General features: G+C 43.6%; 26 protein-coding genes, 1 tRNA gene and 1 other RNA gene. 13 read left to right on the top strand and 15 right to left on the bottom strand.

From position 1 onward, the window contains the following. Positions 1 to 162 precede the first annotated feature (162 nt). From APA_RS16880 to APA_RS16860, 5 genes are all read right to left on the bottom strand, one after another. Positions 163 to 867 carry a DUF1995 family protein gene (locus APA_RS16880; RefSeq protein WP_201323413.1) on the bottom strand — a complete coding sequence of 235 codons (705 nt, stop codon included), beginning with the start codon at positions 865 to 867 and terminating at the stop codon, positions 163 to 165. Between the two features lie 52 nt (positions 868 to 919). After that, positions 920 to 1,510: a Uma2 family endonuclease gene (locus tag APA_RS16875; protein ID WP_201323412.1), complete on the bottom strand. Its 591-nt coding sequence runs from the start codon at positions 1,508 to 1,510 to the stop codon at positions 920 to 922. A gap of 164 nt (positions 1,511 to 1,674) precedes the next feature. After that, positions 1,675 to 3,339, bottom strand: coding sequence for a chaperonin GroEL (gene groL / locus APA_RS16870; protein WP_201323411.1), 1,665 nt, complete (start codon positions 3,337 to 3,339; stop codon positions 1,675 to 1,677). 59 nt (positions 3,340 to 3,398) lie between these two features. Further along, positions 3,399 to 3,710, bottom strand: a complete 312-nt coding sequence (gene groES, locus APA_RS16865) for a co-chaperone GroES (protein WP_201323410.1) — start codon at positions 3,708 to 3,710, stop codon at positions 3,399 to 3,401. A 217-nt stretch (positions 3,711 to 3,927) separates the two neighbouring features. Continuing rightward, the gene (locus APA_RS16860; protein WP_201323409.1) at positions 3,928 to 4,488 is read right to left on the bottom strand and encodes a 5-formyltetrahydrofolate cyclo-ligase; all 561 of its coding nucleotides are present in this window, start codon (positions 4,486 to 4,488) and stop codon (positions 3,928 to 3,930) included. A gap of 81 nt (positions 4,489 to 4,569) precedes the next feature. Between APA_RS16860 and APA_RS16855 the strand changes: the two genes are divergently transcribed. The 5 genes from APA_RS16855 (at position 4,570) to APA_RS16835 (ending at position 9,234) form a co-directional block, all read left to right on the top strand. After that, the gene (locus tag APA_RS16855) at positions 4,570 to 4,926 is read left to right on the top strand and encodes a winged helix-turn-helix domain-containing protein (protein WP_201323408.1); all 357 of its coding nucleotides are present in this window, start codon (positions 4,570 to 4,572) and stop codon (positions 4,924 to 4,926) included. After that, positions 4,895 to 5,431 (top strand): hypothetical protein, encoded by a 537-nt coding sequence (locus APA_RS16850; RefSeq protein ID WP_201323407.1) that lies wholly within the window; start codon positions 4,895 to 4,897, stop codon positions 5,429 to 5,431. Before APA_RS16855 ends, APA_RS16850 begins: the two co-directional genes overlap by 32 nt. A gap of 192 nt (positions 5,432 to 5,623) precedes the next feature. Further along, complete coding sequence (locus tag APA_RS16845) at positions 5,624 to 6,796, top strand: hypothetical protein (RefSeq protein ID WP_201323406.1); 1,173 nt, start codon at positions 5,624 to 5,626, stop codon at positions 6,794 to 6,796. 73 nt (positions 6,797 to 6,869) lie between these two features. Next, a complete protein-coding gene (gene zds / locus APA_RS16840; RefSeq protein ID WP_201323405.1) occupies positions 6,870 to 8,273 on the top strand; it encodes a 9,9'-di-cis-zeta-carotene desaturase in 1,404 nt (467 codons plus the stop codon). Between the two features lie 43 nt (positions 8,274 to 8,316). Then, on the top strand, positions 8,317 to 9,234 hold the full coding sequence (locus APA_RS16835; protein WP_201323404.1) for a histone deacetylase: 918 nt from the start codon (positions 8,317 to 8,319) through the stop codon (positions 9,232 to 9,234). A 1-nt stretch (position 9,235) separates the two neighbouring features. Here the strand turns inward: APA_RS16835 and APA_RS16830 are convergent, their stop codons facing one another. From APA_RS16830 to APA_RS16805, 6 genes are all read right to left on the bottom strand, one after another. Continuing rightward, on the bottom strand, positions 9,236 to 10,534 hold the full coding sequence (locus APA_RS16830; RefSeq protein WP_201323403.1) for a PrsW family glutamic-type intramembrane protease: 1,299 nt from the start codon (positions 10,532 to 10,534) through the stop codon (positions 9,236 to 9,238). Positions 10,535 to 10,635: 101 nt separating this feature from the next. Then, on the bottom strand, positions 10,636 to 11,334 hold the full coding sequence (gene bioD, locus APA_RS16825; protein WP_201323421.1) for a dethiobiotin synthase: 699 nt from the start codon (positions 11,332 to 11,334) through the stop codon (positions 10,636 to 10,638). Positions 11,335 to 11,353: 19 nt separating this feature from the next. Further along, a complete protein-coding gene (locus APA_RS16820) occupies positions 11,354 to 11,578 on the bottom strand; it encodes a type II toxin-antitoxin system HicB family antitoxin (protein ID WP_201323402.1) in 225 nt (74 codons plus the stop codon). Further along, complete coding sequence (locus tag APA_RS16815; RefSeq protein WP_201323401.1) at positions 11,578 to 11,784, bottom strand: type II toxin-antitoxin system HicA family toxin; 207 nt, start codon at positions 11,782 to 11,784, stop codon at positions 11,578 to 11,580. The genes APA_RS16820 and APA_RS16815 overlap by 1 nt, the downstream gene beginning before the upstream one ends. A 69-nt stretch (positions 11,785 to 11,853) precedes the next feature. Beyond that, the gene (gene trpE / locus APA_RS16810) at positions 11,854 to 13,353 is read right to left on the bottom strand and encodes an anthranilate synthase component I (protein WP_201323400.1); all 1,500 of its coding nucleotides are present in this window, start codon (positions 13,351 to 13,353) and stop codon (positions 11,854 to 11,856) included. A gap of 321 nt (positions 13,354 to 13,674) precedes the next feature. After that, positions 13,675 to 15,267 (bottom strand): NAD(P)H-quinone oxidoreductase subunit 4, encoded by a 1,593-nt coding sequence (locus APA_RS16805; protein WP_201323399.1) that lies wholly within the window; start codon positions 15,265 to 15,267, stop codon positions 13,675 to 13,677. Positions 15,268 to 15,595: 328 nt separating this feature from the next. Between APA_RS16805 and psbU the strand changes: the two genes are divergently transcribed. The 5 genes from psbU to APA_RS16780 all read left to right on the top strand — a co-directional run bounded on the left by psbU (position 15,596) and on the right by APA_RS16780 (position 20,406). Continuing rightward, entirely contained in the window at positions 15,596 to 15,979 is a 384-nt protein-coding gene (gene psbU / locus APA_RS16800; RefSeq protein WP_201323398.1) for a photosystem II complex extrinsic protein PsbU, read from the top strand. 158 nt (positions 15,980 to 16,137) lie between these two features. Further along, positions 16,138 to 16,491 carry a hypothetical protein gene (locus APA_RS16795; RefSeq protein WP_201323397.1) on the top strand — a complete coding sequence of 118 codons (354 nt, stop codon included), beginning with the start codon at positions 16,138 to 16,140 and terminating at the stop codon, positions 16,489 to 16,491. A 213-nt stretch (positions 16,492 to 16,704) separates the two neighbouring features. Beyond that, on the top strand, positions 16,705 to 18,372 hold the full coding sequence (ftsY, locus tag APA_RS16790) for a signal recognition particle-docking protein FtsY (RefSeq protein WP_201323396.1): 1,668 nt from the start codon (positions 16,705 to 16,707) through the stop codon (positions 18,370 to 18,372). A 352-nt stretch (positions 18,373 to 18,724) separates the two neighbouring features. Continuing rightward, a complete protein-coding gene (locus APA_RS16785; RefSeq protein WP_201323395.1) occupies positions 18,725 to 20,110 on the top strand; it encodes a PP2C family protein-serine/threonine phosphatase in 1,386 nt (461 codons plus the stop codon). A 17-nt stretch (positions 20,111 to 20,127) separates the two neighbouring features. Beyond that, entirely contained in the window at positions 20,128 to 20,406 is a 279-nt protein-coding gene (locus APA_RS16780) for a hypothetical protein (RefSeq protein WP_236579618.1), read from the top strand. Positions 20,407 to 20,448: 42 nt separating this feature from the next. Here the strand turns inward: APA_RS16780 and APA_RS16775 are convergent. The 3 genes from APA_RS16775 to APA_RS16765 all read right to left on the bottom strand — a co-directional run bounded on the left by APA_RS16775 (position 20,449) and on the right by APA_RS16765 (position 21,662). Continuing rightward, positions 20,449 to 20,522 (bottom strand) — tRNA-Met (locus tag APA_RS16775). Between the two features lie 115 nt (positions 20,523 to 20,637). Then, positions 20,638 to 20,825: non-coding RNA, 6S RNA (ssrS, locus tag APA_RS16770), on the bottom strand. A gap of 96 nt (positions 20,826 to 20,921) precedes the next feature. Continuing rightward, the gene (locus tag APA_RS16765) at positions 20,922 to 21,662 is read right to left on the bottom strand and encodes a DUF554 domain-containing protein (RefSeq protein ID WP_201323394.1); all 741 of its coding nucleotides are present in this window, start codon (positions 21,660 to 21,662) and stop codon (positions 20,922 to 20,924) included. 299 nt (positions 21,663 to 21,961) lie between these two features. Between APA_RS16765 and APA_RS16760 the strand changes: the two genes are divergently transcribed. The 3 genes from APA_RS16760 (at position 21,962) to bchL (ending at position 25,948) form a co-directional block, all read left to right on the top strand. Continuing rightward, positions 21,962 to 23,239: a ferredoxin:protochlorophyllide reductase (ATP-dependent) subunit N gene (locus APA_RS16760; RefSeq protein ID WP_201323393.1), complete on the top strand. Its 1,278-nt coding sequence runs from the start codon at positions 21,962 to 21,964 to the stop codon at positions 23,237 to 23,239. 66 nt (positions 23,240 to 23,305) lie between these two features. Then, on the top strand, positions 23,306 to 24,976 hold the full coding sequence (gene bchB, locus APA_RS16755) for a ferredoxin:protochlorophyllide reductase (ATP-dependent) subunit B (RefSeq protein WP_201323392.1): 1,671 nt from the start codon (positions 23,306 to 23,308) through the stop codon (positions 24,974 to 24,976). A 69-nt stretch (positions 24,977 to 25,045) separates the two neighbouring features. Continuing rightward, positions 25,046 to 25,948 (top strand): ferredoxin:protochlorophyllide reductase (ATP-dependent) iron-sulfur ATP-binding protein, encoded by a 903-nt coding sequence (bchL, locus tag APA_RS16750; protein WP_142656663.1) that lies wholly within the window; start codon positions 25,046 to 25,048, stop codon positions 25,946 to 25,948. Between the two features lie 36 nt (positions 25,949 to 25,984). Here bchL and APA_RS16745 read toward each other — a convergent pair whose 3' ends face one another. Further along, entirely contained in the window at positions 25,985 to 26,539 is a 555-nt protein-coding gene (locus APA_RS16745) for a GNAT family N-acetyltransferase (protein ID WP_236579617.1), read from the bottom strand. Between the last annotated feature and the right edge of the window lie 134 nt (positions 26,540 to 26,673).

Genomic DNA, 26,673 nt, shown 5'->3' with positions numbered 1-26,673 from the left:
CCGCCACTCATCTTTTGGGTTTTATGTCCTAAGCAAAACTTACATTGCTATAAAAGCTCAAGTCCACTGAAGTGGACTACAAATACTTTCAATTAACCCGTTTCAACGGGTTTGAGCTTTTAGTCTGCAATTGAGTGCAGGGCTACTGCTTAAGACAGTATTTTATCGCGCTAGAGCACTCAGGAATTGTTGCAAACGCCCTAAGAATGAACCCGACTGCTTGCCAGTCTTTTGCTGAAACAGACGATCAATGTCGTCACTGGATGGACGTTGGGCAACTTCAGCCATTGACTGCATTCCTTCTTCGGTTTGTTGCCATACTTGCCATGTTTGTGGATAACAGCGCCATAATGCGCCAAGCTCTAGAGGCTTGATGTAATAGGCTGTCTCGAAGGTACTTAAAAATCGATCGCGCATTTGTCTTGCAGCAAGCCCTAAACCCACTTCACTATTTTCTAGACGAGGATTGAGCATTACAAAAGGGCGATCGCCTGCTAGTTGCGCTAACTTTTCTACTAGTTCAACTTCGACTGAAGTTGGCTCGACGATCAGAAATGCTTGATCTTCTTCACGAATAGCTCTCCGCCCTTCATTGACACCGCGCACAGATACATCAAGATCCGCCCATTCGCGCTTGGCAAGAGCCGCCGCCCCTGCATCTGAGAAGATGGCTTGCCAAGCTTTGCCATAGCGTTGATTAAAACTAGCCGCAAACTCATAGGCGATAGGCATTGCTTTGAGTTCAGGAAACCGTAGATCGGCGATTACACGGTTTGCTCCATCAGCAATCGCCTGATGTGTAGCTGCGATCGCTTGTTCGGTAGCATCTTCTAAATTATCAGGAAGTAAGATTGGCTCTTGGGTCATAAATGGGATTATTTAATGGGATTATTTTAAAAGTTATTTAGAAAGTTGCGAATCATTTTAGCAGGTTGCCAAAAACTTGATTTGCCGTCAATTTCAAATTTGGGAAAGTTTGCGATTGCGAGATCGCATCACCAGTAAACTCACAAGGCTCATACCAGCCATCATCAAGACTAAAAATAGTAATTTTGTTCACTAATGGATCGACAACCCAATATTCCAAAATCCCTAATACGCTATATTCGGCACGCTTAGCGCGATAGTCAGGACCTTTAGTTGATTCGCTCACAACTTCTATGACTAGCAATGGTGCTGATTGATCGATTTCGATAACTGCTTCGCAAGTTTGTAGCGATCGCCATTGCTCTCTCGGCATAACTACCAAATCTGGAATCCGACAGGTATCCCATCTACCACCCTTGGGACTACGCACACCAACTAATGCAGGTAAAACTACCCAATCTTGATTTTGCTGAGCAATATCAACTTCGAGATTTCTTTCCAAAAACTTGATCACCGCACCATGTTGCCCAGTTCCCAAACTCATCGGAATTAATTCTCCATTTACCAACTCACAGCGCTGGTCAGTACCATCAATGTACTTGAGGTACTCAGCAAAATTTAGGCGATCGCTTGCAATAGTCATAGCAAATTTTTAGCAATAACTTCACCTGATTTTAACTCAAAAAGGCAGGGCTACGCGAAGCGTAGCCCTGCCTTTTTACACAAACCAAGAGATTTTTAAAAGTGTTGCGAAGCAACACTTTTAAAAATCTCTTGGTTCTGGAAATGAGTGAATTTGGACGATGATTACATCATGCCGCCCATACCGCCCATACCGCCCATACCACCCATGCCGCCCATACCAGCAGCACCAGCACCAGCGCCAGCATTCTTCTCAGGCTTCTCGACGACTAGAGCTTCAGTGGTCAAGACCATGCCAGCAACAGAAGCAGCGTTTTGCAGTGCCGAACGAACAACCTTAGCAGGATCGATGATTCCAGCCGCAATCAAGTCAACATATTCGCCTTTGAGTGCATCAAAGCCATGATTGAAGCTCATGCCCTTGACTTTTTCAACGACAACAGTACCTTCAAGCCCAGCGTTATCGCTGATTTGACGAAGAGGAGCCGACAGAGAACGAGATACGATTTCAGCACCGATCGCTTCTTCGTTCTTCAAGGTTGCCTTGAACTCTAGAAGCTCAACTGCAAGGTGAGCAAGGGTTGCGCCACCACCAGGAACGATGCCTTCTTCAACCGCAGCGCGGGTGGAGTTAAGAGCATCTTCGATGCGAAGTTTGCGATCCTTAAGTTCGGTTTCAGTAGCAGCACCGACTTTGATTACGGCTACGCCACCAGAAAGCTTAGCAATACGCTCTTGTAGCTTTTCCTTGTCGTAGTCTGAGTCGCTGAGGTCTAATTCCTTACGGATTTGAGCAACACGCTTGTCAATATTGGACTTATTCGCAATGTCAGACACAATCGTGGTTTTGTCCTTAGAAATGGTGATCTTACGAGCAGTACCGAGCATTTCGAGGGTTGCAGCGCTAAGTTCCAAACCAGTGTCTTCAGAGATGACTTGACCATCGGTGAGAACAGCGATATCTTGCAACATCGCTTTACGGCGATCGCCAAAACCAGGAGCTTTGATTGCCGCGATATTCAGAGAACCTCTCAGCTTGTTCACAACTAGAGTTGCCAAAGCTTCGCCTTCAACATCTTCGGAGATGATTACCAAAGGAGAGCCAGAACGAGCTGCTTTCTCAAGAATAGGAACGAGGTCTTGGATTACGTTGATTTTCTTGTCAGTAATCAAGATTCTGGCATTCTCAAAGTCCACCAACTGACGTTCGTTGTCAGTGACGAAGTAAGGAGAGATATAACCGCGATCAAGTTGCATACCTTCGACAACTTCCAATTCAGTTGTGAGAGACTTCGATTCTTCGACAGTGATTACGCCATCTTTGCCAACTTTATCCATGGCATGAGCAATCATTTCGCCAATTTCAGCATCATTTCCAGATGAGATGGTAGCAATTTGAGCGATTTCAGCATTGGAGTCAACTGCTTTTGCTTTCTTCGCAATCACATCAACGAGGTGAGCAACTGCCTTTTCGATCCCACGACGAACACCGACTGGGTTTGCACCTGCGGCAACGTTCTTCAAGCCTTCGCGAATCATTTCTTGAGCCAAAACAGTAGCGCTGGTAGTTCCGTCGCCTGCTACGTCATTGGTTCTGGAAGCAACTTCACGAATTAGTTGAGCGCCTGCATTTTCTAGAGGATCTTCTAATTCGATTTCCTTAGCGATGCTCACACCGTCATTGATGATTTGAGGAGCGCCATATTTCTTTTCGAGAACTACGTTACGACCTTTAGGTCCGAGGGTGACACGAACAGCATCAGCAAGTGCATTCACACCACGCTCAAGGGCGCGGCGAGATTCTTCATCAAATACTACAATTTTTGCCATTTTAGTTGATTTGGTAATTGGTAATTCGTAATTTGTAATTCGTAATTAGGCTTATAGCCTTATTCAACGATCGCAAGAATATCTCTTTCTGCAAGGAGCAAATACTCAACGCTTTCAATTTTGACTTCAGTGCCTGCGTACTTGGAATAAAGAACTTTGTCGCCTGCTTTGACTTCTAACGCCACACGACCACCTTTATCGTTGCGTGCGCCAGGTCCAACGGCAGTTACTTCACCAATTTGAGGCTTTTCTTGTGCTGTATCTGGCAAGAAAATACCGCCTACGGTCTTTTCTTCTTTAGTTGCTACTTTGACCAATAGGCGATCGCCTAGGGGTTGCAATGTACCAGTATTTAGGGTTAACGATGCCACTATGCCATACCTCCTTAAAATCTAATCAGAGTGGACTTTGCAAGTGATGACTCAAGGTGGATTTTGATCTCACTTTGGTCACATATTGCGTGCTTTAGCACTCTGTCTCACTGAGTGCTAATATACTGCGAAATGAGTATGGGACTAGATCGGCTTACCGTACATTGCTGGTTGCGCGAAGCGCTACGGGGCTAAAAAACAAGGGTGGCGCAAAGCGTCACCTTTGTTTTTCAGTAATGATTGCATCTAATGGCACATCCCAAATATCACTGGGAATCGCATCTATATAAAAGTCATCAAAAATTATTCCTGCTTTAAATCCTGTCGAGTTAGGCAACCAGCGATCGTAAAAGCCACCGCCATAGCCCAATCGATAACCTCGGCGATCGCAAGCTACAGCAGGTATCAAAATTAGATCAATATTTTCTAAATTCATAAGTGGCAAGTCATGGCACGGCTCCAGAATGCCAAAAGCACCTGATCGCATATTGCGCTCAAAATCTGCGATCGCGACTTGATGCCAAATTAGATCTTTGTCAACACAGCGCGAAAATCCCCAAGTTTTGTCAGGAAATTTTTGCCAAAGCGAATTTAAGTGTGGCTCTTGGCGAAAACTGCTAAAAGCTAAAATATTTTTTGCCTCTTGGAAAATTTGCCAATTTGCTATGCGATCGCATAGCACTTGACTTTTTTGTTGCCAAATTTGATCAGGGATTTGGCGGCGTTGGGTAAGCAATACGCGTCTAAGTTGTTTTTTGGCTTGGGGAAAATCTGGCATATTGCGATCGGCTTTATATATACCTATTATATAGGTTAAGTAACTGCTATAGTAGGTATAAGTGTGTGTACACTAAAAACTATGCTAAAAGAACTTTTTGGTGGGAAAGCGCCTGAACAGGTTTTGCTATATCTCGCAAATTATGATGAAGGGTATGGGAAGGCGATCGCTGATACCTATGGGATCGCTTTGAGTACTGTGCAAAAACAACTCCAAAAGTTTGAGGATTCAGGATTGCTCGTGAGTCGTTCGGTAGGCAAAACCCGTCTCTATACTTGGAATCCGCGATCGCCTTTTGTGGAACAGGTGAAATTACTGTTAGCTCAGCGCCTCAAGTTAACCCCTGAGGAGGAAATAAAAGCTTATTACCGCCAACGTCGTCGCCCTCGCAGAGCAGATAAACCTCTTGTTAATCCACGTAGACTTAACCCTAGCTGAAATTGCGGCAATTGTCTCTGATGCACTCACCCAAGCAGGTATAACTGCGGTGTTGTCGGGTGGTGGTGTTGTAACAATCTACTCAGAAAATGAGTATCAATCAGACGATCTGGATTTTATTTCTCCTGCTGATTCTAAGCGATTGGTAGAAACTATGTCTAAATTGGGGTTTGTCAAGCACGGTAGACACTTTGAACATCCAAGCAGCTATTATCTGGTAGAGTTCCCACCATCACCTTTGATGATTGGTGCACAATACGTTGACTATCGAGAATGTACTGTGAAGAAGGTAGGAGAACTGGAACTTCATATTCTTACGCCTACTCTATGTGTGATGGATCGACTGGCTGGTTTTTATCATTGGAATGATCGCCAAAATCTAGATCAGGCTGTGATGGTTGCGAAGCGGCATCCTATTGATTTTGAGAAGGTAAATTCATGGTCAGGGAAAGAAGGGAAGATTGCCAAGTATCAAGAATTTATAGACAGGCTTAAATCTAGTTAGGAGTTATGTAGCCGTGCACTCAAGTGCGGGCTGAAAGCTCAAACCAGTTGAAACGGGTTACGGAGGATTATTCTTTAGCCCACTTCAGTGGACTTTAGCTTTTAGCCAAGAACTTGAGTTCTTGGCTAAAAGTTAAAGTCCTATAATGTTTAAAATCTATAAGTATCATCGTTGTATTGCATAAGGGTAATTATGAGTGATTTTACAGAAGGCGATCGCGAATATCTCGATCTGGTACGTCAATTACCACGCCCTACAATTGAGCAAACAGCATTATTTGCAAGTTACATTACTGAAGCTCATAGTTGGTACAAGCACCTGCCTTTATTGCCCAGAGTGCCTTTCTATCTGTATTTAGATCCAAATGCAGGCAAAAATATTATTCGGACTCGCACTGGAGAAACAGCGGTAATAGACATCACGAACGAGAGCAAAAAATTTCATTACACTTGGCAAACAACCAAAGAATATCGCGAGAGATTTGGGATTTGGAACTATCATGCTGAGTATGGCAGTCGCTTTCTCATGGCAAGCGATGGAGGCATAGTTACAGATCCTAGAGATAAAGGGCTTCAGATCTTTGCACCATTCTCTAATCAAGGTGCGTGGATACAAGTTCCTTTGGTATTACAAGAATTGGCTCAAGTTAATTTGTCATCAATTATTTATCCCTCAATGAAAGCCTCATTCTGGCAAATTTCAGAAAGTGAAAGAAATTCTTTTGATCGCGACTATCCCATCATTCCTCAGGCTGTCACTGAACAAATATCTAAGAATATGTGGCAGAATCTCTGGAGGATTTTCAGCCAACAGTTTGTCATTCAACTCACCCCTAAACTTTCTTTTGACTTACTTGTAGAGATGCTGCTGGGTGAAAAAGATATATTAATCTATGATCGAGATATCTGGAAAAATGAGAACCGCATTTTAGCTCTGATGCGAACCAAGGCATTTCAGGATTTTTCTTTTAAAGATACTGTGCTAATTCTTGAACGAGCTAGATCTCTAATCAGTTTAGATTGCGAATATCTAGACTTTAGCCAAAGTCTTATAATAATGTATAGTGATTTTGTTAGAAATAGTCTTGATCGAGCAACCTCTCTTACAAAGTCAGAAATTGAAGCTTTAGAAATCGAATTTACAGATTCTCCCAACTCACTAATAAGACAATTTTTTGAGAAGCCTGCGGAAGCCATAGAAATCAAGCAGAGATTAAGAGTTCTTTTGGGCGAGGAGGAATCCAAGACTATACCTTTTGAAGTCGTCAAGTTACTAAACTTGATTGTGGAATCGAGGATACAGCAATTAGAAGAAATGATTGCTGCCATGAATCGCATTGTTGAATCAATTTATGGGCTTGAGTGAAGCGATCTCGATCCAAACAAGATTACAATATATTAAGCAAACATAATGACAGTAAAGATCCAGCAAACAAGACATGAAAGCAGCGATTATTGGTGCAGGCTTGGCGGGTATGAGCGCAGCGGTCGAACTCAGCGAGCAGGGCTATGAAGTAGAACTTTTTGAATCCCGTCCCTTTGTTGGCGGCAAAGTCAGCAGTTGGTTAGACAAAGATGGCAACCATATCGAGATGGGCTTGCACGTATTTTTTGGCTGCTATTACAACCTGTTTGCCCTCATGAAAAAAACAGGCGCATTCGAGCATCTCCGCCTCAAGGAACATACCCATATTTTCGTTAATCCAGGAGGGAAACAAGCAGCCCTCGATTTTCGCAACTTTGGCGGCGCACCCTTTCATGGACTGAAGGCGTTTGTGACCACAGGACAATTACCACTGAAGGACAAAATCCAAAACGCGATCGCAATCGGGCGGAGTCCATTAATTCGCGGCTTAGTTGATCATGTTGGCGCAATGAAAGAAATCCGCGCCCTCGACAACATCAGCTTTAAAGATTGGTTTTTGGGTATGGGCGGATCTCAAGCGAGCCTTGACCTGATGTGGGATGCGATCGCCTATGGTTTAGGCTTCATCGACTGCGAAAATATTTCCGCTAGATGTATGCTCACGATCTTCCAATTTTTTGCATCGAGAACTGAAGCTTCTATTTTGAGAATGCTCGAAGGTTCACCAAATGATTTTTTGCATAAGCCCATCGTCAAACATATTGAATCCAAAGGCGGCAAAATCCATTTGCGTCGTGGTGTCCGAGAAGTTCTCTTTGAAGGCGAAGGTGCAGATACTCGCGTTACAGGTTTAATCATTGGCAAGGAAGATGGCGAAGAAATTGTGACAGCAGATGTATATATCTGTGCCACTGACGTACCTGGAGTAAAGAGAATCATCCCTGAAAAATGGCGAGTGTGGTCGCAGTTTGACAATATCTATAAGCTAGATGCGGTGCCTGTAATTACGGTACAACTTCGCTATGATGGTTGGGTAACAGATATTGATAATTTGCTTTATGCCATTAAAGTAGATTTCTCCACCTTTGCTGATCTGGCGATTACTAGCCCGACCGACTATTACAAAGAAGGAGAAGGCTCGTTATTGCAAGTTGTAATTACCCCTGCGGATGATTACATTAAGCTCAGCAATGAAGCGATCGTCGAAAAGATGATTGCTCAAGTCCATGAGATTTTCCCTTCCTCAAATAAGCTGAACGTCACTTGGTCAAGTGTGGTCAAACTGGCGCAGTCACTCTACCGCGAAGCTCCAGGACAAGATCCCTTCCGTCCCGATCAGGCTACACCTGTAAAGAATTTCTTCCTTGCAGGCAGCTACACCATGCAGGACTATATCGATAGTATGGAAGGCGCAACACTTTCGGGCAAGATGTGTGCAGCAGAAGTGATTAAGAGTAAGCAGTTAGCGAAAATTTAGAAAAAAGAACCGTGCAATGCACGGTTCTTTTTTGGTAAAAACTATGGATTTACCACTGATCTATCATCCCAATTACGTCGCACCGATCGCTAATACCAATCGATTCCCGATGGAAAAATTTCGCTTGCTCTATGAGATGCTGATAGTCGATGGGGTAGCGAGACCAGAGCAGTTTTTCACCCCAGAGTTACCAGATTTAGATGAGATCGCCTTAGTTCACGATCGCGAATATGTGGACGCTTATTGGACAGGAAATCTCGATCATAAAGCTCAGCGACGCATTGGATTGCCTTGGAGTCCAGAGCTTGCCTATCGCACCAGAATTGCAGTGGGCGGCACATTATTAACAGCGCGGCTAGCCTTAGCTCATGGCTTAGCTTGCAATACCGCAGGAGGAACTCATCACGCTTTCCCTAGCTATGGTTCAGGATTTTGTATATTTAATGATTTAGCGATCGCCTCGCGAGTTCTTTTAAAAGAAGGGAAGGTCAAAAAAATCCTGATCGTTGATCTGGATGTGCATCAAGGCGATGGCACAGCTCTCATTTTTCAGGACGAGCCAAATGTATTTACCTTCTCCATGCACTGCCAGATTAATTTTCCATCGATTAAACAAATTAGCGATCGCGATGTGCCTCTGCGCGAAGGAATGGAAGATGATGAATATTTACGCACTCTTGCTGCTTATTTGCCAGATTTATTAACTGAATTTCAGCCCGACTTAGTGCTTTACGATGCAGGAGTAGATCCGCATATAGGCGATCGCCTTGGCAAACTCGCTCTCACCGATGCGGGTATATTTCGTCGCGATATGCAGGTTTTGAGTACTTGTGTTTCTCAAGGTTTTCCTGTTGGTTGCGTGATTGGTGGTGGTTATTGCGAAGATATGCGATCGCTAGTTTATCGACATTCCCTATTACATCGCGTTGCCAGTGATGTGTATCGACAATATCGTCTATAGACTATACCTTTGAAGAAAAACTATGGGCTTTGAGAATGGCTGCTACTAGAAATGCATAGGAAAGACCGCCCACTATTGCCAAAAGCCAAAAACTTACTAATGCACTTGTATTCCAAAGGGCATGAAGAAAAGCAGAGCTGAGATATCCAATTGTGAGGATTTGCCAACGGAGAGAAGGTTTCATGATGCTCAAGCCGATGAAATAGCCGAAATAACCGCTATAAGCCATATGTCCCGCCACTGAGCCAAGCACACGGGGAATCAATAATTGCAACCCCGTAAGTTCGGCAATTTCCGAACTACCTGCTTGGCTGGTAATACTTTGGACAATGCTCGGTACATATAGCCCCAGAGTTTCCGTCAATGTAAAGCCCACCGCTGAGGCAGCCCCAATCAAAATTCCATCCAATGGCTCACTAATACCAAAACGCGATCTCCATTTCTTTCCCAATCGCAACCCCATAAACCAGAGCGCAAATACTGGCAAAGCCTTGAGCAACTCCTCCATTAAGCCCGCCCCAAAAAACATGGCAATCAAAACGCTGATAAAACTAACCTGACCTGTCGGTGCAGTTCCTGGTAAAACTTTATAAAAGAACCAGAGGAAAATATTTAAAATCGGGCTTCTAAGAATCAAAGCCGTAAATATTGCCGCTCCTAAAATCACCCACCAAGGCTTATTTTTTCCGCAAAGTTGATAGACAAAATAATAGGCGGCGAGGCTGATATATACCGAAATCGTCAGATTAAATAATTGCGGTTGCCCCAAAAAAGCAAACATCATCACCACAAAACTCACCGTTAAAATTCCTGGGAGAAGATAGGCTTTTTTCCAAAGATCATTACCCTTTGAGAAAATTGGTAATAGCTTCGTCAGTGTAATGCTCGTAATTTGCGATCGCGGACGCAACTTGTAATTAGTTCCTAAGGTTGTGTCAGGGCTAGACTCTAATTCAAATACAAATTGGGGGCCATCTTTAGTTAACTGAATGCGATCGCCATGCTTGAGCGCATAGCAATTATATAAACGGCGATCATTGATAAACGTGCCATTGGCGCTGTCAAGATCGCAAATTTCCCAACCCTCAAACTTTTGTCTCACAAAGATTGGACGAATCTCAGCATGACGACGCGACACTGAGCCATAAATATTGATATCGATCGCCACTTCACAAATAGGATCGCGCCCCAAAGTAATCGAGCGATCGCCTAAAGGCACAACAATTTCACTGCGATCATGATTTTGGTGATCGGCAGAAATTTGCTTAAGAAAAGCTACAGAAGTAAGGCGATCATACATAGCTTCATTTATATCATTAGTAATGTGCCTCACTATGTATAAAGCCTAAACCAAAAGAATATAAATCTCCCGCTCTGCGGGAGATTTATATTCTTTTGGTTTTAAAGAATTCTTTCTATGTCTAACTCTGAAGCGGCAAGGGCAAGTTGCGAAATATCATTCAAGTCCTTGACATAGGGCAAAATCCCCAAAACAGGAATAGAAGTAAGTCGCGAAATCATCTGCGGCGGTGCAAGTTCCTCAATCTCTTCGGTCGTATAAACTTGAGAACAGCTCAGCACAATTCCCCTTAGTTTCACTTTTTGCATATTTGCCAAGGCAACATTCGCGATCGCCTGAGAGATTGCCCCCAAGCGCACAGGCACAACTAAAATTGTCTCCAACCCCCAATCTCGCGCCAAATCCGCAACGATATACTCATCCGTAATCGGTGAGCCCAATCCGCCCATCGATTCGACTAGCAAACATTCCTTTTGTTTTTGCAGTTTTTGGAACTGTTGCCAAATCAAAGCCAGATCAATCGTTTTCCCTTCTTTATAAGCCGCAATCGCAGGTGCAATCGGCGTTTCAAAATACAAAGGGGTAATCTCTGCAAGGGTTTGTGAAAGATTAAAAGTCTGATTATAAAACTCGCGATCGCCTTCTCCAGATTGCAAAGGTTTATAAATACCTAGAGATGTACTAGGTGTATTTTGGGGTGTAGTGCGATCGCGATAGGTCAACCAATAGGCTGCCAAAGCTGCCGTTAAAACAGTCTTGCCCACACCCGTATCACTACCAACAATCAATAGAGGTTTCATCATTATTGTTCTATGTGCCTTAAGCTGCTTGCAAAATTTGTAGTGAGTTTTTGGCTTGTGGAAAAGATTTCCCCTGCTCGCGATATAGCTCAAGATAGCTATCAATTACTTCTTGTCCATGTTTTGCTGCCTCTTCATATGTATCTCCATGGGTATGGAATTTTTGAAATGGAAAGTCTGGTAAATGGACAAGATAACTGTTATCTTCTTCTGACCAAATAATGATCATGCTGTAGTGTGGCATTACTGTAATTCCTCCAGCTTTTTCAATCTTTGTTTAATTTCTTTTTCTAAATAGATTTTGGCATCATCTCCATCTTTACCTGAAATAGTGATTGGTAGATCTGGTAATAGTTGGTGTATCCAAACTGTATGACTCCCTTTAGCTGGTCGATAGGTAAATCCTGCCTTGAGTAGCATACTTTTTAATTCTCGAATCTTTTTAGGCATACAGCTTTTAATTAAATTTTTACCGTCCGAGAGAAAACTCCATACATCAGGATTGGCATTGCCACCCTACTAACCCAGACAGCGCAATGACTCCAACATTCCCTTTGCTTTATTCAAGGTTTCTTGATACTCTTTCTCAGGATCAGAATCGGCAACCACACCAGCGCCAGCCTGAACGCTTGCCGTTCCATCTTTCGTCACCATTGTCCGAATTGTGATTGCCGTATTTAGCTGACCTTCAAAATCATAGTAGCCATATGCTCCAGCATAGGTTCCTCTGCGATCGCCTTCCAAGTTATGAATAATATCCATCGCACGAATCTTCGGCGCACCGCTCACTGTCCCCGCAGGGAAGCATGCCTGAAGTAAATCCCAAGCTGTCTTTTCTGGACGAATCTCTCCGACGACATTGCTGACAATGTGCATTACATGGGAATAAAGCTCAATGGACATTAACTCATCGACTTTCACCGTGCCACTTTTACAGACACGACCAAGATCGTTTCTGCCTAAATCCACCAGCATCACATGTTCAGCAACTTCCTTCGGATCAGCTAGCAAATCCTTTGCAAGTTCTGCATCTTCCGCAGGTGTCGCACCTCTAGGTCTTGTTCCTGCGATCGGGCGTAAAACTGTGCGTGAGATTCCATCGATCACTTCCGCCTTGACCATGATCTCAGGACTAGAGCCAATTAGCTGCCAATCCTTAAAGTTAAAAAATGCCATATAAGGCGAAGGGTTGACCACGCGCAAAGAGCGATACAAACTAAATGGCTCACCCTTAAACTCTGTTGTTAGTCGTTGCGAAAGGACGACTTGAAAAACATCTCCAGCCTTAATATGCTCCTTGCCCTGTTCTACAGCTTTGCAAAATTTCTCACGGGTGACATTGCTCGTATAGATTACAGGTGGCTGCAAGCGCGGATTTGTCCAAGTAATTGCCGTTTTTTGGCGATCTAGTGGCGATCGCAGTTTATCCACCAACACCTTCAAGCGATCGCAAGCCGATTTATAAGCAGTTTCAGGAGACTCACCGTTACTCAAATCCGCATATGCGATCGCCCAAATCTTGCGCTTGACCTGATCGAATACCAGCAAACTATCTACCTGCATCCATACACCGTCAGGAGTATCACTTTCATGGCAAGAATAAACAGGCACTTTTGGCTCGATCCAATTAATTAATTCATAGCCCCAATAACCAAACAATCCTCCCAAACTTGGCGGTAACTCAGGTAAATGAACAGGTTTAATCGACGCAAGGCAATTATTTAAATGCTGAAAAGGATTGCCCACAAACTCTTTCATACTGCCATCACGAAATGTCTGCGTAGTGCGATCGCCTCTAGCTTCTAATACCCATAGTGGATCGCAGCCCAGTAAACTATAACGCCCAAGTCTCTCGCCTCCCTCGACTGACTCTAATAAAAAACTATAGGGTTGACCTTGACATACACGATACCAAGCCGACACAGGTGTATCAAGATCCGCAACCAGTTCCATATATACAGGAACAAAGTTGCCCTGCTTAGCAAGTTCAATAAAGTCAGAATACTCAGGGAAAATCATGCGATCGGGATTTCTAAATAAATTGCTGCAACTACTTTAAGGCTTACGCAGTCGCCCTGCACTCAAGTGCGTGCTAAAAGCTCAAACCCATTAAAACGGGTTAATTAAAAGTATTCTGTAGTCCACTGAAGTGGACTTGAGCTTTTAGCCAAGAACTCAAGTTCTTGGTTTATTTGCGTAAGTCCTATCAATTAAGATTTTATCTTGGTTTTTCGCAATGCTTAATAAAAAGCTACTCAAAACCCAAAAGACGAGAGGCGGCGCAAAGCGCCGCCTCTCAAATAAAAATAAGAAGGCTCGCTAAGCGAGCCTTCTTGTTTTTTATTTGCTTAAACTTGGTGCAGCCTGAGCCTGTAGGCTTGCTAAACGCTTGTTATCACGTTTATTGGCTAAAACTGGAACAGACTCACGCAAAGTTGCAGCTAGTTTCGTTGTGGTCGCATCATAGATTTGCGTCACGATTTTAGGATAGAAGCCAATCCCAATAATCGGAACCAAAAGACAAGCGATGATAAACACTTCGCGTGGTTCGGCATCGACTAAATTCTGATGAGAAGTGAGATCTGTGTTTTCTTTACCGTAGAAAATTTCACGCAACATTGATAGCAAATAGACGGGAGTTAAAATTACACCTACCGCCATTAGCAATAGTGCAATAACTTTAAATGTGCCGCTATAGGCATCGCTGGTGGCAAAACCAACAAAAATCATCACCTCAGCCACAAACCCGCTCATCCCTGGTAAAGCTAGAGATGCGAGGGAGCAAGTGGTAAACATCGCAAAGATTTTTGGCATCTGTTGACCAACACCGCCCATCTCATCGAGGATTAAGGTATGAGTGCGATCGTAGGTTGCGCCGACTAGGAAAAATAAGCTCGCGCCAATTAGTCCGTGGGAGATCATTTGCAACATTGCGCCGCTAGTACCGAGATCGGTGAACGAGGCTAAACCGATTAACACAAATCCCATATGTGAGATTGATGAATAGGCGATTTTGCGTTTGAGGCTGCGCTGTGCAAAAGAGGTAAGCGCCGCGTAAATGATATTTACGATCCCCAGAATCACCAAGATTGGGGCAAAGTAAGCATGAGCCTCAGGCAACATGCCTGCATTCATCCGCATCAGGGCATAACCACCCATTTTTAGCAAAATACCTGCAAGAAGCATATGAACTGGTGCTGTTGCTTCACCATGAGCATCGGGTAGCCATGTATGCAATGGGAAGATCGGCAGTTTGACTCCATAGGAAATCAAGAATGCACCGTAGGCTAGCAATTGGAAGGTAAGGGGATAGTCTTTATTGGCTAGAGCTGTCATATCAAAGGTGACAGTATCACCATAGAAAGCCATGGCAAGCCCAGCAACAAGGATAAACAGAGAACCGATCGCTGTGTAAAGAATAAACTTTGTGGCGGCATATAGTCGCTTATAGCCCCCCCAGATCGACAGCAAGAGGTAGACAGGGATTAGCTCTAATTCCCATGTTAGGAAAAATAGCAACATGTCCTGTACAGCGAATACGGCGATTTGTGCGCCGTACATCGATAGTAACAAAAAGTAAAATAAGCGCGGCTTCAGGGTGACGGGCCAGGATGCCAAGATTGCTAATGTGGTGATAAATCCAGTCAGCAAGACCAAAGGCATCGAGAGTCCATCAACACCCACTGACCAATTTAGCCCCAGTTGCGGAACCCACGCATAGCTCTCAGCGAGCTGGAGGTTTGGGTTGCTGTAGTCATACTTTGTGCAGAAGGCATAGGCGATCGCCGCAAAGTCAATCAGTCCAACGACGAGTGCAAACCAGCGAATGGTTTTGCCGTCACCTTTGTCTGGCACAAAGGCGATCGCGAGGGACATAACTATGGGAAAGGCAATGATAAACGTGAGCCAAGGGAAGTTTTCGAGACTTAACATATTCAAAAAGTAACCGTTGTAATTACCCACCCATTTTCTAGACAGTCATTTTACCTATGCTCACTTACCGACTCTGTAGTTGTTTATAGTTACTTAAACCTATGCGATCGCAATAAATCGCGAAACTAAGGCTGGGATCATTACAGTGAAAGGTATTACATCATCATTTATTGATTACAAATCCATTTAAAGATTTGTAAAGAGAGATTAACAAATAGAAACAATTATTTACATATACTCTATTTGCAAGCCCTAAGGTTTTGGGTTTCCACTTTTCTGCTAATCTCGAAAGTGAATAAATTATTTTTTTAATAGAGAGATTTTAGGCATGAAAGCACTTATACGCTTTTCTGTTTTATTAGTGGCGATCGCGTCAATTTTGACAACTGGCTTTTTAGGTTCTTTTGGCAGTAACGCTGCATTTGCCGAAGAATTACCTGCCACCAATTTTTACACACAAGATCTTAGCAAAATCGACCTAAATAACGCTAATATCAACACTTTCCGTCAAGTACGCGGTATGTATCCCACATTAGGTCGGATCATCATCGAAAATGCACCTTACAAATCACTAGATGAGGTGCTGAGCATAGCTGGTTTGAATGAATCACAAAAAGAACTGATCAAAGCAAATGCTGACAAGTTCACTCTCAAAAAACCTGATGAGTCCATGGTTCGTGATCGCATTAACAATGCTAACTACAGGTTGTAGGTAAGTAGGCGCTTTGCGAAGTTAATAAAAAAAGCAGCACGATGTGCTGCTTTTTTATTGTTGAACATCATTGCGATCGCGCTATATGTTGCTAAAATGTTACACAACGTAATATAAAGATAAGTTCGACCAGATTTTAGAAAAATAGGTATAAATACATGGCTCTTTTCGGCTTATTTGGCAAAAAGGATAAAAAAGACAAATCTGACAATACGGAATCTTCTTACTTCTTAGATCAAGACTCGGCAAAAACCTTTGGTGACATTGACTACATGCGGACACCCAAAGCTGTCAGAAAAACTTTCCCTACCGTTAATGGGGTCAAGGGTGCTGACATTACCAGTGCTTTCACTGCAACTGAAAAAGTAGAAGATGCTAAAATTGAGCCCAAGAACAATCAGTCTTCTGAGCCAATTCCTCAATCTACATTTGAGCCAAAGAAACTCAATACTCGTGTAGATTCGAGTATGGATATCTTTCTAAACATGGCAAAAGATATCAAAAAGAAATAAACCCATAAAAAAAGAAGCGACGCAAAGCGTCGCTTCTTTTTTTATGGACTTCGGAAAACCGTCTAGATCTGATTCAGTGCTAATAACCCAGACACCGTAAACTATCTTAGTAAGCTGATAATAGACTCAATAGTAGTTTCAGAGAAAGCTTAGCGCTTTCTAAAACTACTATTGAATTTGTTGTAGATTGAGGCATTGCGCGAGGTTATTAGTATGGTGTTTAACTGGTTTCGGCGAAAGTTTGATGATGACAAAGATGCAACTAATCAACCTGTAGAGCCAGCCCAAACTGAAGAAAAAACGCCTGAATCTACATCTGTTGACGATACTAGCCCGATCGCATCGCGAGCATCTCAAGATTTATTAAATTGGGCTAAGGCAGCCTACGCCAATGTACAACTTCAGGCAGAAGTTGCTGAGGAAAAAGCATCTGAAGCAGAAATTGCTGAACCTGAGATTGTTGAGGCTACACCAGAAATTATTGAGCTAGAAGCTAAGACTGATGAACCTGAAATTGCTCAACCTGAAATAGCAGAGTTAGAAGTTGAGCTAAAAATTAGCGAACCTGAAGTTATTGTCATCGAATCACAGGTTTCTGAACCTGCAATCGTTGAAACGATAGCCGAACCTGCTGAATCAGTTGAACCGATCGCCGCTGAGTCACCTTTAGAAATATTTTCAGAACCCGAAACATTCACGCCAGTAGAAACTGCTCCTGAAATTGAACCTGAAACTGCGGCAGTTCCTTTTTGGATGCAGTCAGAAAGCGATCGCCTCGCCCGTGTTGCCGCCCTTGAAGCTACAGCAATTATTGAGCCAGAGCCAGAAGTTAAACCCGCAGTTCAATCTAGACGCAAAGCAACCATCAAATTTGATGATGATTTCATCTGGTCAGCCGAAGTTCTCGCCTCGCAAGGTCGTCGTCCCGAAGAAATCTCCGTCGAAGAAATCACATGGCTCAACCGTCTACGTCAAGGCTTAGACAAAACTCGTTTATCTCTGGTCAATCAACTCAAGGCAATTGTTGGACAAGGACCCCTCAGTGCTGACTCAGTTGATGATATTGAAGCATTACTCTTGCAAGCAGATGTTGGGGTAAAGGCAACTGATCAAATTATTTCAAAGCTTCAAGACAAGCTTCGCAAAGAAGTTTTACCACCAGAAGAGGCGATCGCCTATCTCAAACAAATTTTGCGTGAGATGCTCGATGTATCAGCGCAAAAGGGTGGCGAACCAATTCCCATGCTGATCCCTGAAAAAAACCAACTGAATATTTGGTTGATTACAGGAGTCAATGGTGCTGGTAAAACTACGACCATTGGTAAACTTTCCCATCTTAGTGTGAAGTCTGGCTATAAAACCCTAATCGCAGCAGCCGATACGTTTCGGGCTGCGGCAGTTGAGCAAGTCAAGAGTTGGGGACAAAGATCTAACGTAGATGTAATTTGTAACCCAGCCCAAAATGCTGATCCTGCCGCTGTTGTGTTTGATGCGATCTCGGCAGCTCAAGCCAGAGGCACTGAACTACTACTAGTAGATACTGCAGGCAGATTGCAAAACAAGAAAAATCTGATGGATGAACTCAGCAAAATTCGCCGCATTATCGATAAAAAATCCGTCGAGGCAAAAATCGAATCTTTATTAGTCCTCGACTCCACCCTCGGACAAAACGGACTGAAACAAGCCGAAATCTTTTCCAAATCCGCAGGGATTACGGGCGTAATTCTCACGAAACTAGATGGGACGGCAAAGGGTGGTGTGGCGATCGCTGTAGTGCAGCAGCTTGGTCTACCGATTAGATTTATCGGTGCTGGTGAAGGTATCGAAGATTTGCGCCCATTCTCAAGCTACGAATTTGTCGAAGCATTATTAAGTAACTAACCCAAGTTGCTACCTATTCATCCAAAACTAAAGTTAAAACAAAAAATGCTAGGTTTTTATATAAAAATAGCGTTATTTAGCACTTAGCGAGGCTGTTTTCAACTTGTTTTGAGACGATTTTTGATAGATAGCAACTTGGGTTAACTAGTTTTAGCGGCGCTAGGCGCCACTAAAACTAGTTAACCTAAAAATTGGTGAGGTGGGCATAACCCACCTCACCAATTTTTAGGTTTTATTTGGAGCATTTATTTTTGGAAATTACTGAAATCACATGTTAATTTTTGTCCAACTAAGGCTAAACTGTTTGACTAAATTAGCTTTCGTTCAAACCACCTAGCGTTGCAGCATTGGTATGTCTCTATCATTGCCACCTAGAAATAGATCGCTCCCACCACAAGACATAGACAATACGTCTGTGATGGTGATGAAAGATCTCAAAGACCTGCTCAGACGGATGAGTCAGGATCAAAACAAAATCCATGAGCTGCTTAGCTTTTTGGGTTACGCTCTCCGCAGCTTTAGTAACCTCAACCAATTTTTAGAATTAATTCCCCTAATCGCCAGTCGTGTGACTGACTCTGATGGTGGTGCGCTAATTTTGTTTAAAGCGAGTGGACAGATGCGGCTAGAGTCTCTGCATTGTCCTGAGCGCAACCAAGGCGGCATGAAAGCGCAACAAGTGAGAACTGCGATCGAACGCGCCATCCAACAGGTCTTAACAGGTAGTCCGACCGCTCTTGATGAAATGGTCAGCCGTTATCTTGGCGCAGATGTCCATTTGTACGGCACATCGGTTTTAGTCAAAAATGCTGTGCGCGGTCGTCTTTATATATTTAGTCGCAAACCCGATTATATTTGGACAGATAATAAGCGCACTTTGATGCGCCTAGTCGCCGATCAAACTTCGGTGGGTTTAGAAAATCATGAACTCACAACCGAATTAATCAAAAAAGAGCGTCAAGATCGCGAGATGGAAATTGGCGCAGAAATTCAACGCCAACTCTTGCCTCGCAATTGCCCGAAAATTCAAGGCATTGAGATCTCTGCTAAGTGTTCTACCGCGAGTCGAGTTGGTGGAGACTACTATGATTTCATCCCGATGCAAAAAGGCGATCGCTGGAGCTTTGTAGTCGGCGATGTCATGGGTAAAGGTGTTCCCGCAGGCTTAATCATGACCATGACAAGGGGCATGTTACGAGCAGAAGTATTAAATAACCATTCGCCCAGTAAAATTTTGGAACATCTCAACGAGGTGATGTATGAGGATCTGGAGAAATCCCATCGCTTTGTGACCATGTTTTATTCGGAATACGATCCCGAAACCAAAATCCTTTCTTTTAGTAATGCCGCTCATACGCCTGCATTGCATTGGCGAGCCAAGACCCGATCTGTACATGCCCTCGATACTATGGGCGCTTTAATTGGTTTGGAGGCTGGCTCAAAATATGAAGAAAGTAGCACTCGTCTAAATTCAGGAGATGTCGTTATCTACTACACAGATGGCTTTACAGAGGCGGCTAGTCCTGATGGCGATCGCTTTGACGAAGAAAACCTTCGCAAGGCTCTAGACTGGGCATGTCAGAATTGTTTTCCCCTTTCTGATGATGTGACTCGCCCACAGATGATTCTTGACTACATCTTCCAAGAAGTGCAAAACTTTATTGGAGAAGGGCATACTCATACTGATGACATGACCCTAGTGGTTCTGCACATAAAAGATAAAGCTCTAGTAAATTAACCCAAGACTAAAATATTATGTTTGACTTAGCCCAAGCCCAGCATTTGTTAACTAGTGTGACTAGCGCTGATTTATCGTTTCATCTTTCAGCGATCGATGTTCCTATGAATTTACATTTCAATATTGCCGATCTGCATTCACATATAAATATGGATTTACTTGCCCAACAATTTAAGGGAGACGTAATGGGTGACTTAGGAAAAGGTTGGAATAGTTTTGTAAAATCTGGTCAAATTTGGGCTTTGATTATCGGTGTTGTAGTAGGATACCTCTTTAGAAGTATTACCAATTCATAAAAGATAAGCCGCATTATGTGCGGCTTATCTTTTATTATTAAATGGCGGGGGACGGATTTGAACCATCGACCTTCGGGTTATGAGCCCGACGAGCTACCAGGCTGCTCTACCCCGCGTTGTTTCGCTTAGTTAATATAGCATGGTTTTATGTAATTGCAAGCACTTGGCTAAAGTTTTTTAAAAGTGTCTCTATGCAAGGCACAGAGACACTTTTAAAAAACTTTAGGATTTCACCCCTCCGCAACGCCGTCTTACCTCAGTTGTTTGACCCGGTAAAACCAGGTGGAGACGAGGCGCAACGCCTAACTTAAGTTCCCAGATGCATGTCTGGTATACTGCGGCGAAGACTGCCAAAGACTCCTAGAAAACAATTATCGATCAAGACACATTATCGGTAGTCACGCACGCCACAGAGGAGCTTGTACTAATTATAGCAATCTAAAAACCAAAAAGCAGGTCTGTCGCAAAGCGACAGGCCTACTTTTTGGTTTCAGCTTAAGCGATCGCTTGTTGAATTATTTGAGACTATCTGCTAACCAGTACACTAAAGGCGCGATCGCTAAAGCGGGTAAAAAAGAGGCAACCCTTACTTTAGCTAGCTCTAATAAATTTAAGCCCAGTCCCAATAACATCAAGCCACCGACACCAGTAATAATTAAGACCGATGGGGCATTAGCTGGATCAGGTAAGCTTTGAGCTAACTTTCCTGCTAAAAGTGACAAACTGCCTTGGTATAGGGCAACAGGTAAAGCCGAGAAACCAACACCGATCCCGTAAGTACTAGCAAATACAATTGAAATAAACCCATCTAGAGCTGACTTGAGCGCCAAAAGATTATCATCGCCTCTCAGCCCATTATTGAGACTGCCGATAATTGCCATCGGTCCAATGCAAAATAATAAACTTGCAGCGACAAACCCTTCAGTAAATTTACCTTTGCCCTTAAATTTCGCTTTTAGCCAATCACCAACTGATTCTAATCGCTTCTCAATTTGTCCTAACTCTCCGATTATGCCGCCAATAATTAGCGAAATCAGTGACAAGATCACGCCGTCAAGAGCACCTGCTTTAACTTTAAGCAGGCTATTAGCCATATTAAGGCTCACAAACATGGTAATAAGTCCGATCGCTTGTTTGAGAATTGGTAAAACCTGAGACAGGAATCGTCCACGCAAGATTAGCCCTAAAAATGTTCCGAAGGCGATCGCCAAAACATTAATCCAAGTCCCACTGGTTTTTGTCCAAAAATCTAGCATTTAGTTACGGTTATTTTGTGGTGATGAGCAAGCCATAGAATTTCTGAGCAAGCTTGTAATAAGTATATTTACTTGCGATCCCCATAGAATTCCCATAATAAGGATTGTAGATCCTTATAGTCCTGTAAACCTTTGCAACTTTTTGCCCCCTCTCTTGACTTTACTAAATATAGTGAAGGGAATTAACTTATCGATTGCTCAGCAATCAGACGCCTTTTTGAATGTTATAGCTTTGCCCCTTAAAGAATTAGGGCATAGCTTGTTAAAAATTAGGGTTAAGCCCAAAAGGAGAGCAAAACATGGCTCTAGAGCCTTGCACGGAATTACCTGTCAAAATTACTGCTGATATTCCCGTACTTAAGGAACGGGGACAAAGAGAGGTGTTTTGTGGCTTGACGGGGATCGTTTGGCTACATCGCAAAATGCAGGATGCTTTTTTTCTGGTAGTCGGTTCTCGTACCTGCGCCCATTTAATCCAATCAGCAGCAGGCGTAATGATTTTCGCGGAGCCAAGATTTGGCACAGCAATTCTCGGCGAACGAGATCTTGCTGGGTTGGCAGATGCCAATGAAGAACTCGATCGCGTTGTCGATCAGTTGCTTGAACGCCGCCCAGATATTGGCACGTTGTTTTTGGTGGGATCATGTCCCTCTGAAGTAATTAAGCTCGACCTTGCCAAAGCTGCAGAGAGACTTAGTACGCGTTTCTTTCCAAAAGTTCGGATTCTCAATTATTCTGGCAGCGGAATTGAAACAACATTTACCCAAGGTGAAGATGCCTGTCTGGGGTCTATGGTTCCAGTATTACCTCGCAGCGATGAAGCTGGGCTAATGGTGGTTGGTAGTCTGGCGGATGTAGTAGAAGATCAATTTCGCCGACTGTTTGACAAAATGGGTGTTGGCCCCGTTTATTTCTTTCCCCCCCGCCGTGCCGCAAATTTACCGCCTGTGGGTAAAGGTACAAAATTATTGCTTGCCCAGCCGTTTTTAAGCGATACTGTGCGATCGCTAGTTGCTCGCGGCGCAACATTGTTGCCATCACCATATCCATTGGGGATCGAAGGGACGACAGCATGGCTTAAAACGGCTGCAGATGCATGGAATGTTGATGCTAGCCGATTTGAAGAAGCGATCGAGCCTCCTGTTAAACGAGCCAAAATAGCTTTAGACCGCTACCGTCAAGCTCTTATTGGTCGCAAAGCGTTTTTATTCCCCGACTCACAGCTAGAAATTCCTTTAGCTCGTTTCCTATCAAGAGAATGTGGCATGGAACTTGTCGAGGTGGGAATGCCCTATATTGATCGCCTGTTGATGGACAAAGAAATTGCTCTGTTGCCTGCGGGAACTCTTATCTCAGAAGGTCAAGATGTCGATAAGCAGCTAGATCGTTGTCGTGAAGCTCGTCCAGATATTACAGTCTGTGGGTTAGGACTTGCAAACCCTCTCGAAGCTGCAGGTATGGCTACTAAATGGTCCATCGAATTAGTGTTTTCACCGATTCAAGGTTATGACCAAGCTGCCGACCTTGCTGAATTGTTCGCCCGTCCGCTTGAACGACGCAGAAGATTAACGGTGTGATTTAGTAGAGCGCTTCGCGCTCTACTAAATCTGCTCTTGCTACTTAAACTCATGACGATATAACTTATGGAATTGACTCTCTGGACTTACGAAGGCCCTCCCCATGTGGGGGCAATGAGAATTGCCACCGCCATGGAAGGCGTGCATTATGTGCTTCATGCACCGCAGGGCGATACATACGCCGACTTGCTATTTACGATGATCGAGCGTCGCGATCGCCGTCCGCCTGTTACTTACACCACCTTTCAGGCTCGCGATCTCGGTGGAGACACCGCTGAAATGGTGAAAACTTCGGTGCGCGAAGCTTATGACAGATTTAAGCCTCAAGTCATGCTTGTTGGCGAGAGCTGCACAGCTGAGTTAATTCAAGATCAACCAGGTGGCTTAGCCAAGAGTATGGGACTGCCGATCCCAGTTGTGAGTTTAGAGCTGCCCGCTTATTCTAAGAAAGAAAATTGGGGTGCAAGCGAAACTCTATATCATCTAGTTCGGACACTCCTATTACCAGTTGTTCCAGCTCCAAACACACCACGTCCCAAGCGCGATCCTAATATCCGTCCGAAAGCAAACATAATTGGACCAACTGCATTAGGCTTCCGCTGCCGTGATGATATTCGCGAAGTGCTCAAGTTATTGGCGGAGATCGGCGTAGATGTAAATGTCGTAGCTCCTATGGGATCAACACCCGATGATTTGTTACGGATTCCAAACGCAGATTTTAATATTTGCCTTTATCCTGAAATTGCGCTGACAACTTGCACTTGGCTCAGTCGTAGTTTTGGGCAACCAATCATTAAAACCGTTCCTATCGGAGTCGGCGCGACTCGCGACTTTATTGCTGAAATTGGCAAAGTTGCCGACATCGATGTTAGTCAAGCTCTAGCGCGATCGCATGCCGATACTCTTGGTAATTGGGATGCAGCGAGAGTATCATCGTCAGCCGAGGCAGGTGCTTCGAGACTTCCTTGGTATTCCAAATCAGTTGACTCCACATATCTCACAGGTAAGCGAGTTTTCATCTTTGGGGATGCGACTCATGTTCTGGCGGCGGCGCGGATGGCAACTGAAGAATTAGGATTTACCCTCGTTGGTATTGGAACCTATAGCCGTGAGTTTGCACGGGAAGTACGCGAAGTTGCCAAGAAGCATGGAATTGAAGCCGTGATTAGTGATGACTATCTTGCCGTGGAAGCCAAAATTGCTGAAGCCGCTCCAGAACTAGTGCTTGGCACTCAGATGGAACGACATATTGCCAAACGCTTGGGTATACCTTGCGCGGTAATTTCTGCACCAATTCACGTTCAAGATGTACCTGCTCGTTATTCACCACAAATGGGCTGGGAAGGCGCAAATGTGATTTTTGATAGCTGGATACATCCTTTGATGATGGGGCTAGAAGAGCATTTGATTGGAATGTTCAAAGAAGACTTCGAGTTTGCAGAAGGGCATATGAGCCATTTGCATACCGTACCATCACAAGAATCTCGTCGTGAATCTGTAGCAACTGATCATGCGATCTCCTCAACAAACAGCTCTAATCAAGCCGTTCTCACACCTGTTGCTCAAGCAATTGAGGGGGTTACTTGGAGTGCTGATGGTGAAGCTGAGCTGAAGAAGATTCCCTTCTTTGTTCGCGGCAAAATCAAACGTAATACCGAGAAATTTGCTAGCGATCGCGGCATCACTTCGATCACCGTAGAAACTCTCTACGATGCAAAAGCCCAGATTGGTCAATAGAAACACAAATTAAGGTTGTCGCTTAGCAACAATCTTAAAATAAACAATTATTTTTAATAGGAGTCTATTTTGGCAGTTTTAACCGCGCATCCACCATCAGTTACAAAATGTGAAGACGGCGAAGGCAGTGTTCAAGTTTATCAAGAACCAGGAATGGTAATTGAAGGAGCTTTGGTAATCGCCGTTTATGGTAAAGGTGGCATCGGCAAATCGACCACTTCTTCCAATCTATCCGCAGCTTTCTCTCATCTTGGTAAGCGAGTACTTCAGATCGGCTGCGATCCTAAGCATGATAGTACTTTCACTTTAACCAAGAAAATGGTTCCCACGGTAATCGACATTCTTGAAACCGTTGATTTCCATTCTGAAGAACTTAAGCCAGAAGATTTCATGTTTGAAGGCTATAACGGCGTGATGTGTATCGAAGCTGGTGGTCCACCCGCAGGAACTGGTTGTGGTGGCTATGTCACAGGTCAAACCGTTAAACTTTTAAAGGAACACCATTTACTCGAAGATACTGATGTCGTAATTTTTGATGTATTGGGCGATGTGGTCTGTGGTGGTTTTGCTGCGCCATTGCAACATGCTCATTATTGCTTGATTGTTACTGCTAATGACTTTGACTCGATCTTCGCCATGAACCGCATTGTTGCTGCAATCCAATCTAAAGCGAAAAACTATCGCGTGCGTTTGGGCGGTATCATCGCCAACCGTAGCGAAGGAACCGATCAAATCGACAAGTTTAACGATCGCGTTGGTCTAAAAACCTTGGCACATTTCCGTACCGTCGATGCCATTCGTCGCAGTCGCTTGAAGAAATGCACTGTATTTGAAATGGACCCAGATCCTGAGGTTCTAGAAGTACAGCAAGAATATCTGAAGCTTGCCAAAGGTATGCTGGAAAATGCGGAGCCACTTTACGCTCAACCTCTAAAAGACCGCGAAATTTTTGACCTACTTGGTTTTGACTAATCATCAAAAAAGCCCTCGTTAATCGAGGGCTTTTTTTTAGAAATCATGCGATCGCGTAATTGCATACATCTTTACATCCCAAGGACGTTCTTTCGTGAAAACATAATTATGCAAAATCCCTTCAAACTCCATTCCTGATTTTTCTAAAACTCTTGCTGAGCTAATATTCTCCACAGCACAAAACGCCTGAATTCTTAGCAAATGCATAACATGAAAGCCAAAGGCGATCGCCACATTTACTGCCTCAGGCATCAAGCCTTGTCCCCAATAATCCCTTGACAGTGTGTATCCTAGTTCTGCCCTTCGATGAACAGGCGTAACATGCAAGCCACAAGTTCCAATTAATTTGCCACTCTCTCTTTCTACTATTCCCCAAGTCATTCCTGTTCCATCACGATACATTTTAAAAACAAAGTTGTTCAAATATTCGTAAGTCGCATTAATTGACTGATGTGCTTCCCATAAAGTGTAAGTACTTACTTGTGGATCATGAGCATAGGCAAAAATATCCTCAGCGTCAGTGATCTCCAATTTACGAAGAATCAGACGTGGTGTTTGCAAAGTTAAAAATTGATCTGGCAGATCTAGCATAGTTGGGTTTTTTATAATGAGAATTGCTGATTTTTACCAACTCTATAGATTGCTACAAGGATAGCGATCGCGATATTTTGCTACACAATGCTTTACATTTGCTCCAGTCAACACAGACTAAATGTAAAGTATTT

It is taken from the genome of Pseudanabaena sp. lw0831, assembly GCF_016584665.1.
Classification (GTDB): Bacteria; Cyanobacteriota; Cyanobacteriia; order Pseudanabaenales; family Pseudanabaenaceae; genus Pseudanabaena.
This window is presented reverse-complemented; position numbering and strand designations above follow the sequence as displayed.

Coding starts and splice junctions, on each gene's coding strand:
- APA_RS16880 (WP_201323413.1), bottom strand. CDS start 867: ATGACCCAAGAGCCAATCTTACTTCCTGATAATTTAGAAGATGCTACC.
- APA_RS16875 (WP_201323412.1), bottom strand. CDS start 1,510: ATGACTATTGCAAGCGATCGCCTAAATTTTGCTGAGTACCTCAAGTAC.
- groL (WP_201323411.1), bottom strand. CDS start 3,339: ATGGCAAAAATTGTAGTATTTGATGAAGAATCTCGCCGCGCCCTTGAG.
- APA_RS16860 (WP_201323409.1), bottom strand. CDS start 4,488: ATGCCAGATTTTCCCCAAGCCAAAAAACAACTTAGACGCGTATTGCTT.
- APA_RS16855 (WP_201323408.1), top strand. CDS start 4,570: ATGCTAAAAGAACTTTTTGGTGGGAAAGCGCCTGAACAGGTTTTGCTA.
- APA_RS16845 (WP_201323406.1), top strand. CDS start 5,624: ATGAGTGATTTTACAGAAGGCGATCGCGAATATCTCGATCTGGTACGT.
- zds (WP_201323405.1), top strand. CDS start 6,870: ATGAAAGCAGCGATTATTGGTGCAGGCTTGGCGGGTATGAGCGCAGCG.
- APA_RS16835 (WP_201323404.1), top strand. CDS start 8,317: ATGGATTTACCACTGATCTATCATCCCAATTACGTCGCACCGATCGCT.
- APA_RS16830 (WP_201323403.1), bottom strand. CDS start 10,534: ATGTATGATCGCCTTACTTCTGTAGCTTTTCTTAAGCAAATTTCTGCC.
- bioD (WP_201323421.1), bottom strand. CDS start 11,334: ATGAAACCTCTATTGATTGTTGGTAGTGATACGGGTGTGGGCAAGACT.
- APA_RS16820 (WP_201323402.1), bottom strand. CDS start 11,578: ATGCCACACTACAGCATGATCATTATTTGGTCAGAAGAAGATAACAGT.
- APA_RS16815 (WP_201323401.1), bottom strand. CDS start 11,784: ATGCCTAAAAAGATTCGAGAATTAAAAAGTATGCTACTCAAGGCAGGA.
- trpE (WP_201323400.1), bottom strand. CDS start 13,353: ATGATTTTCCCTGAGTATTCTGACTTTATTGAACTTGCTAAGCAGGGC.
- APA_RS16805 (WP_201323399.1), bottom strand. CDS start 15,267: ATGTTAAGTCTCGAAAACTTCCCTTGGCTCACGTTTATCATTGCCTTT.
- psbU (WP_201323398.1), top strand. CDS start 15,596: ATGAAAGCACTTATACGCTTTTCTGTTTTATTAGTGGCGATCGCGTCA.
- APA_RS16795 (WP_201323397.1), top strand. CDS start 16,138: ATGGCTCTTTTCGGCTTATTTGGCAAAAAGGATAAAAAAGACAAATCT.
- ftsY (WP_201323396.1), top strand. CDS start 16,705: ATGGTGTTTAACTGGTTTCGGCGAAAGTTTGATGATGACAAAGATGCA.
- APA_RS16785 (WP_201323395.1), top strand. CDS start 18,725: ATGTCTCTATCATTGCCACCTAGAAATAGATCGCTCCCACCACAAGAC.
- APA_RS16780 (WP_236579618.1), top strand. CDS start 20,128: ATGTTTGACTTAGCCCAAGCCCAGCATTTGTTAACTAGTGTGACTAGC.
- APA_RS16765 (WP_201323394.1), bottom strand. CDS start 21,662: ATGCTAGATTTTTGGACAAAAACCAGTGGGACTTGGATTAATGTTTTG.
- APA_RS16760 (WP_201323393.1), top strand. CDS start 21,962: ATGGCTCTAGAGCCTTGCACGGAATTACCTGTCAAAATTACTGCTGAT.
- bchB (WP_201323392.1), top strand. CDS start 23,306: ATGGAATTGACTCTCTGGACTTACGAAGGCCCTCCCCATGTGGGGGCA.
- APA_RS16745 (WP_236579617.1), bottom strand. CDS start 26,539: ATGCTAGATCTGCCAGATCAATTTTTAACTTTGCAAACACCACGTCTG.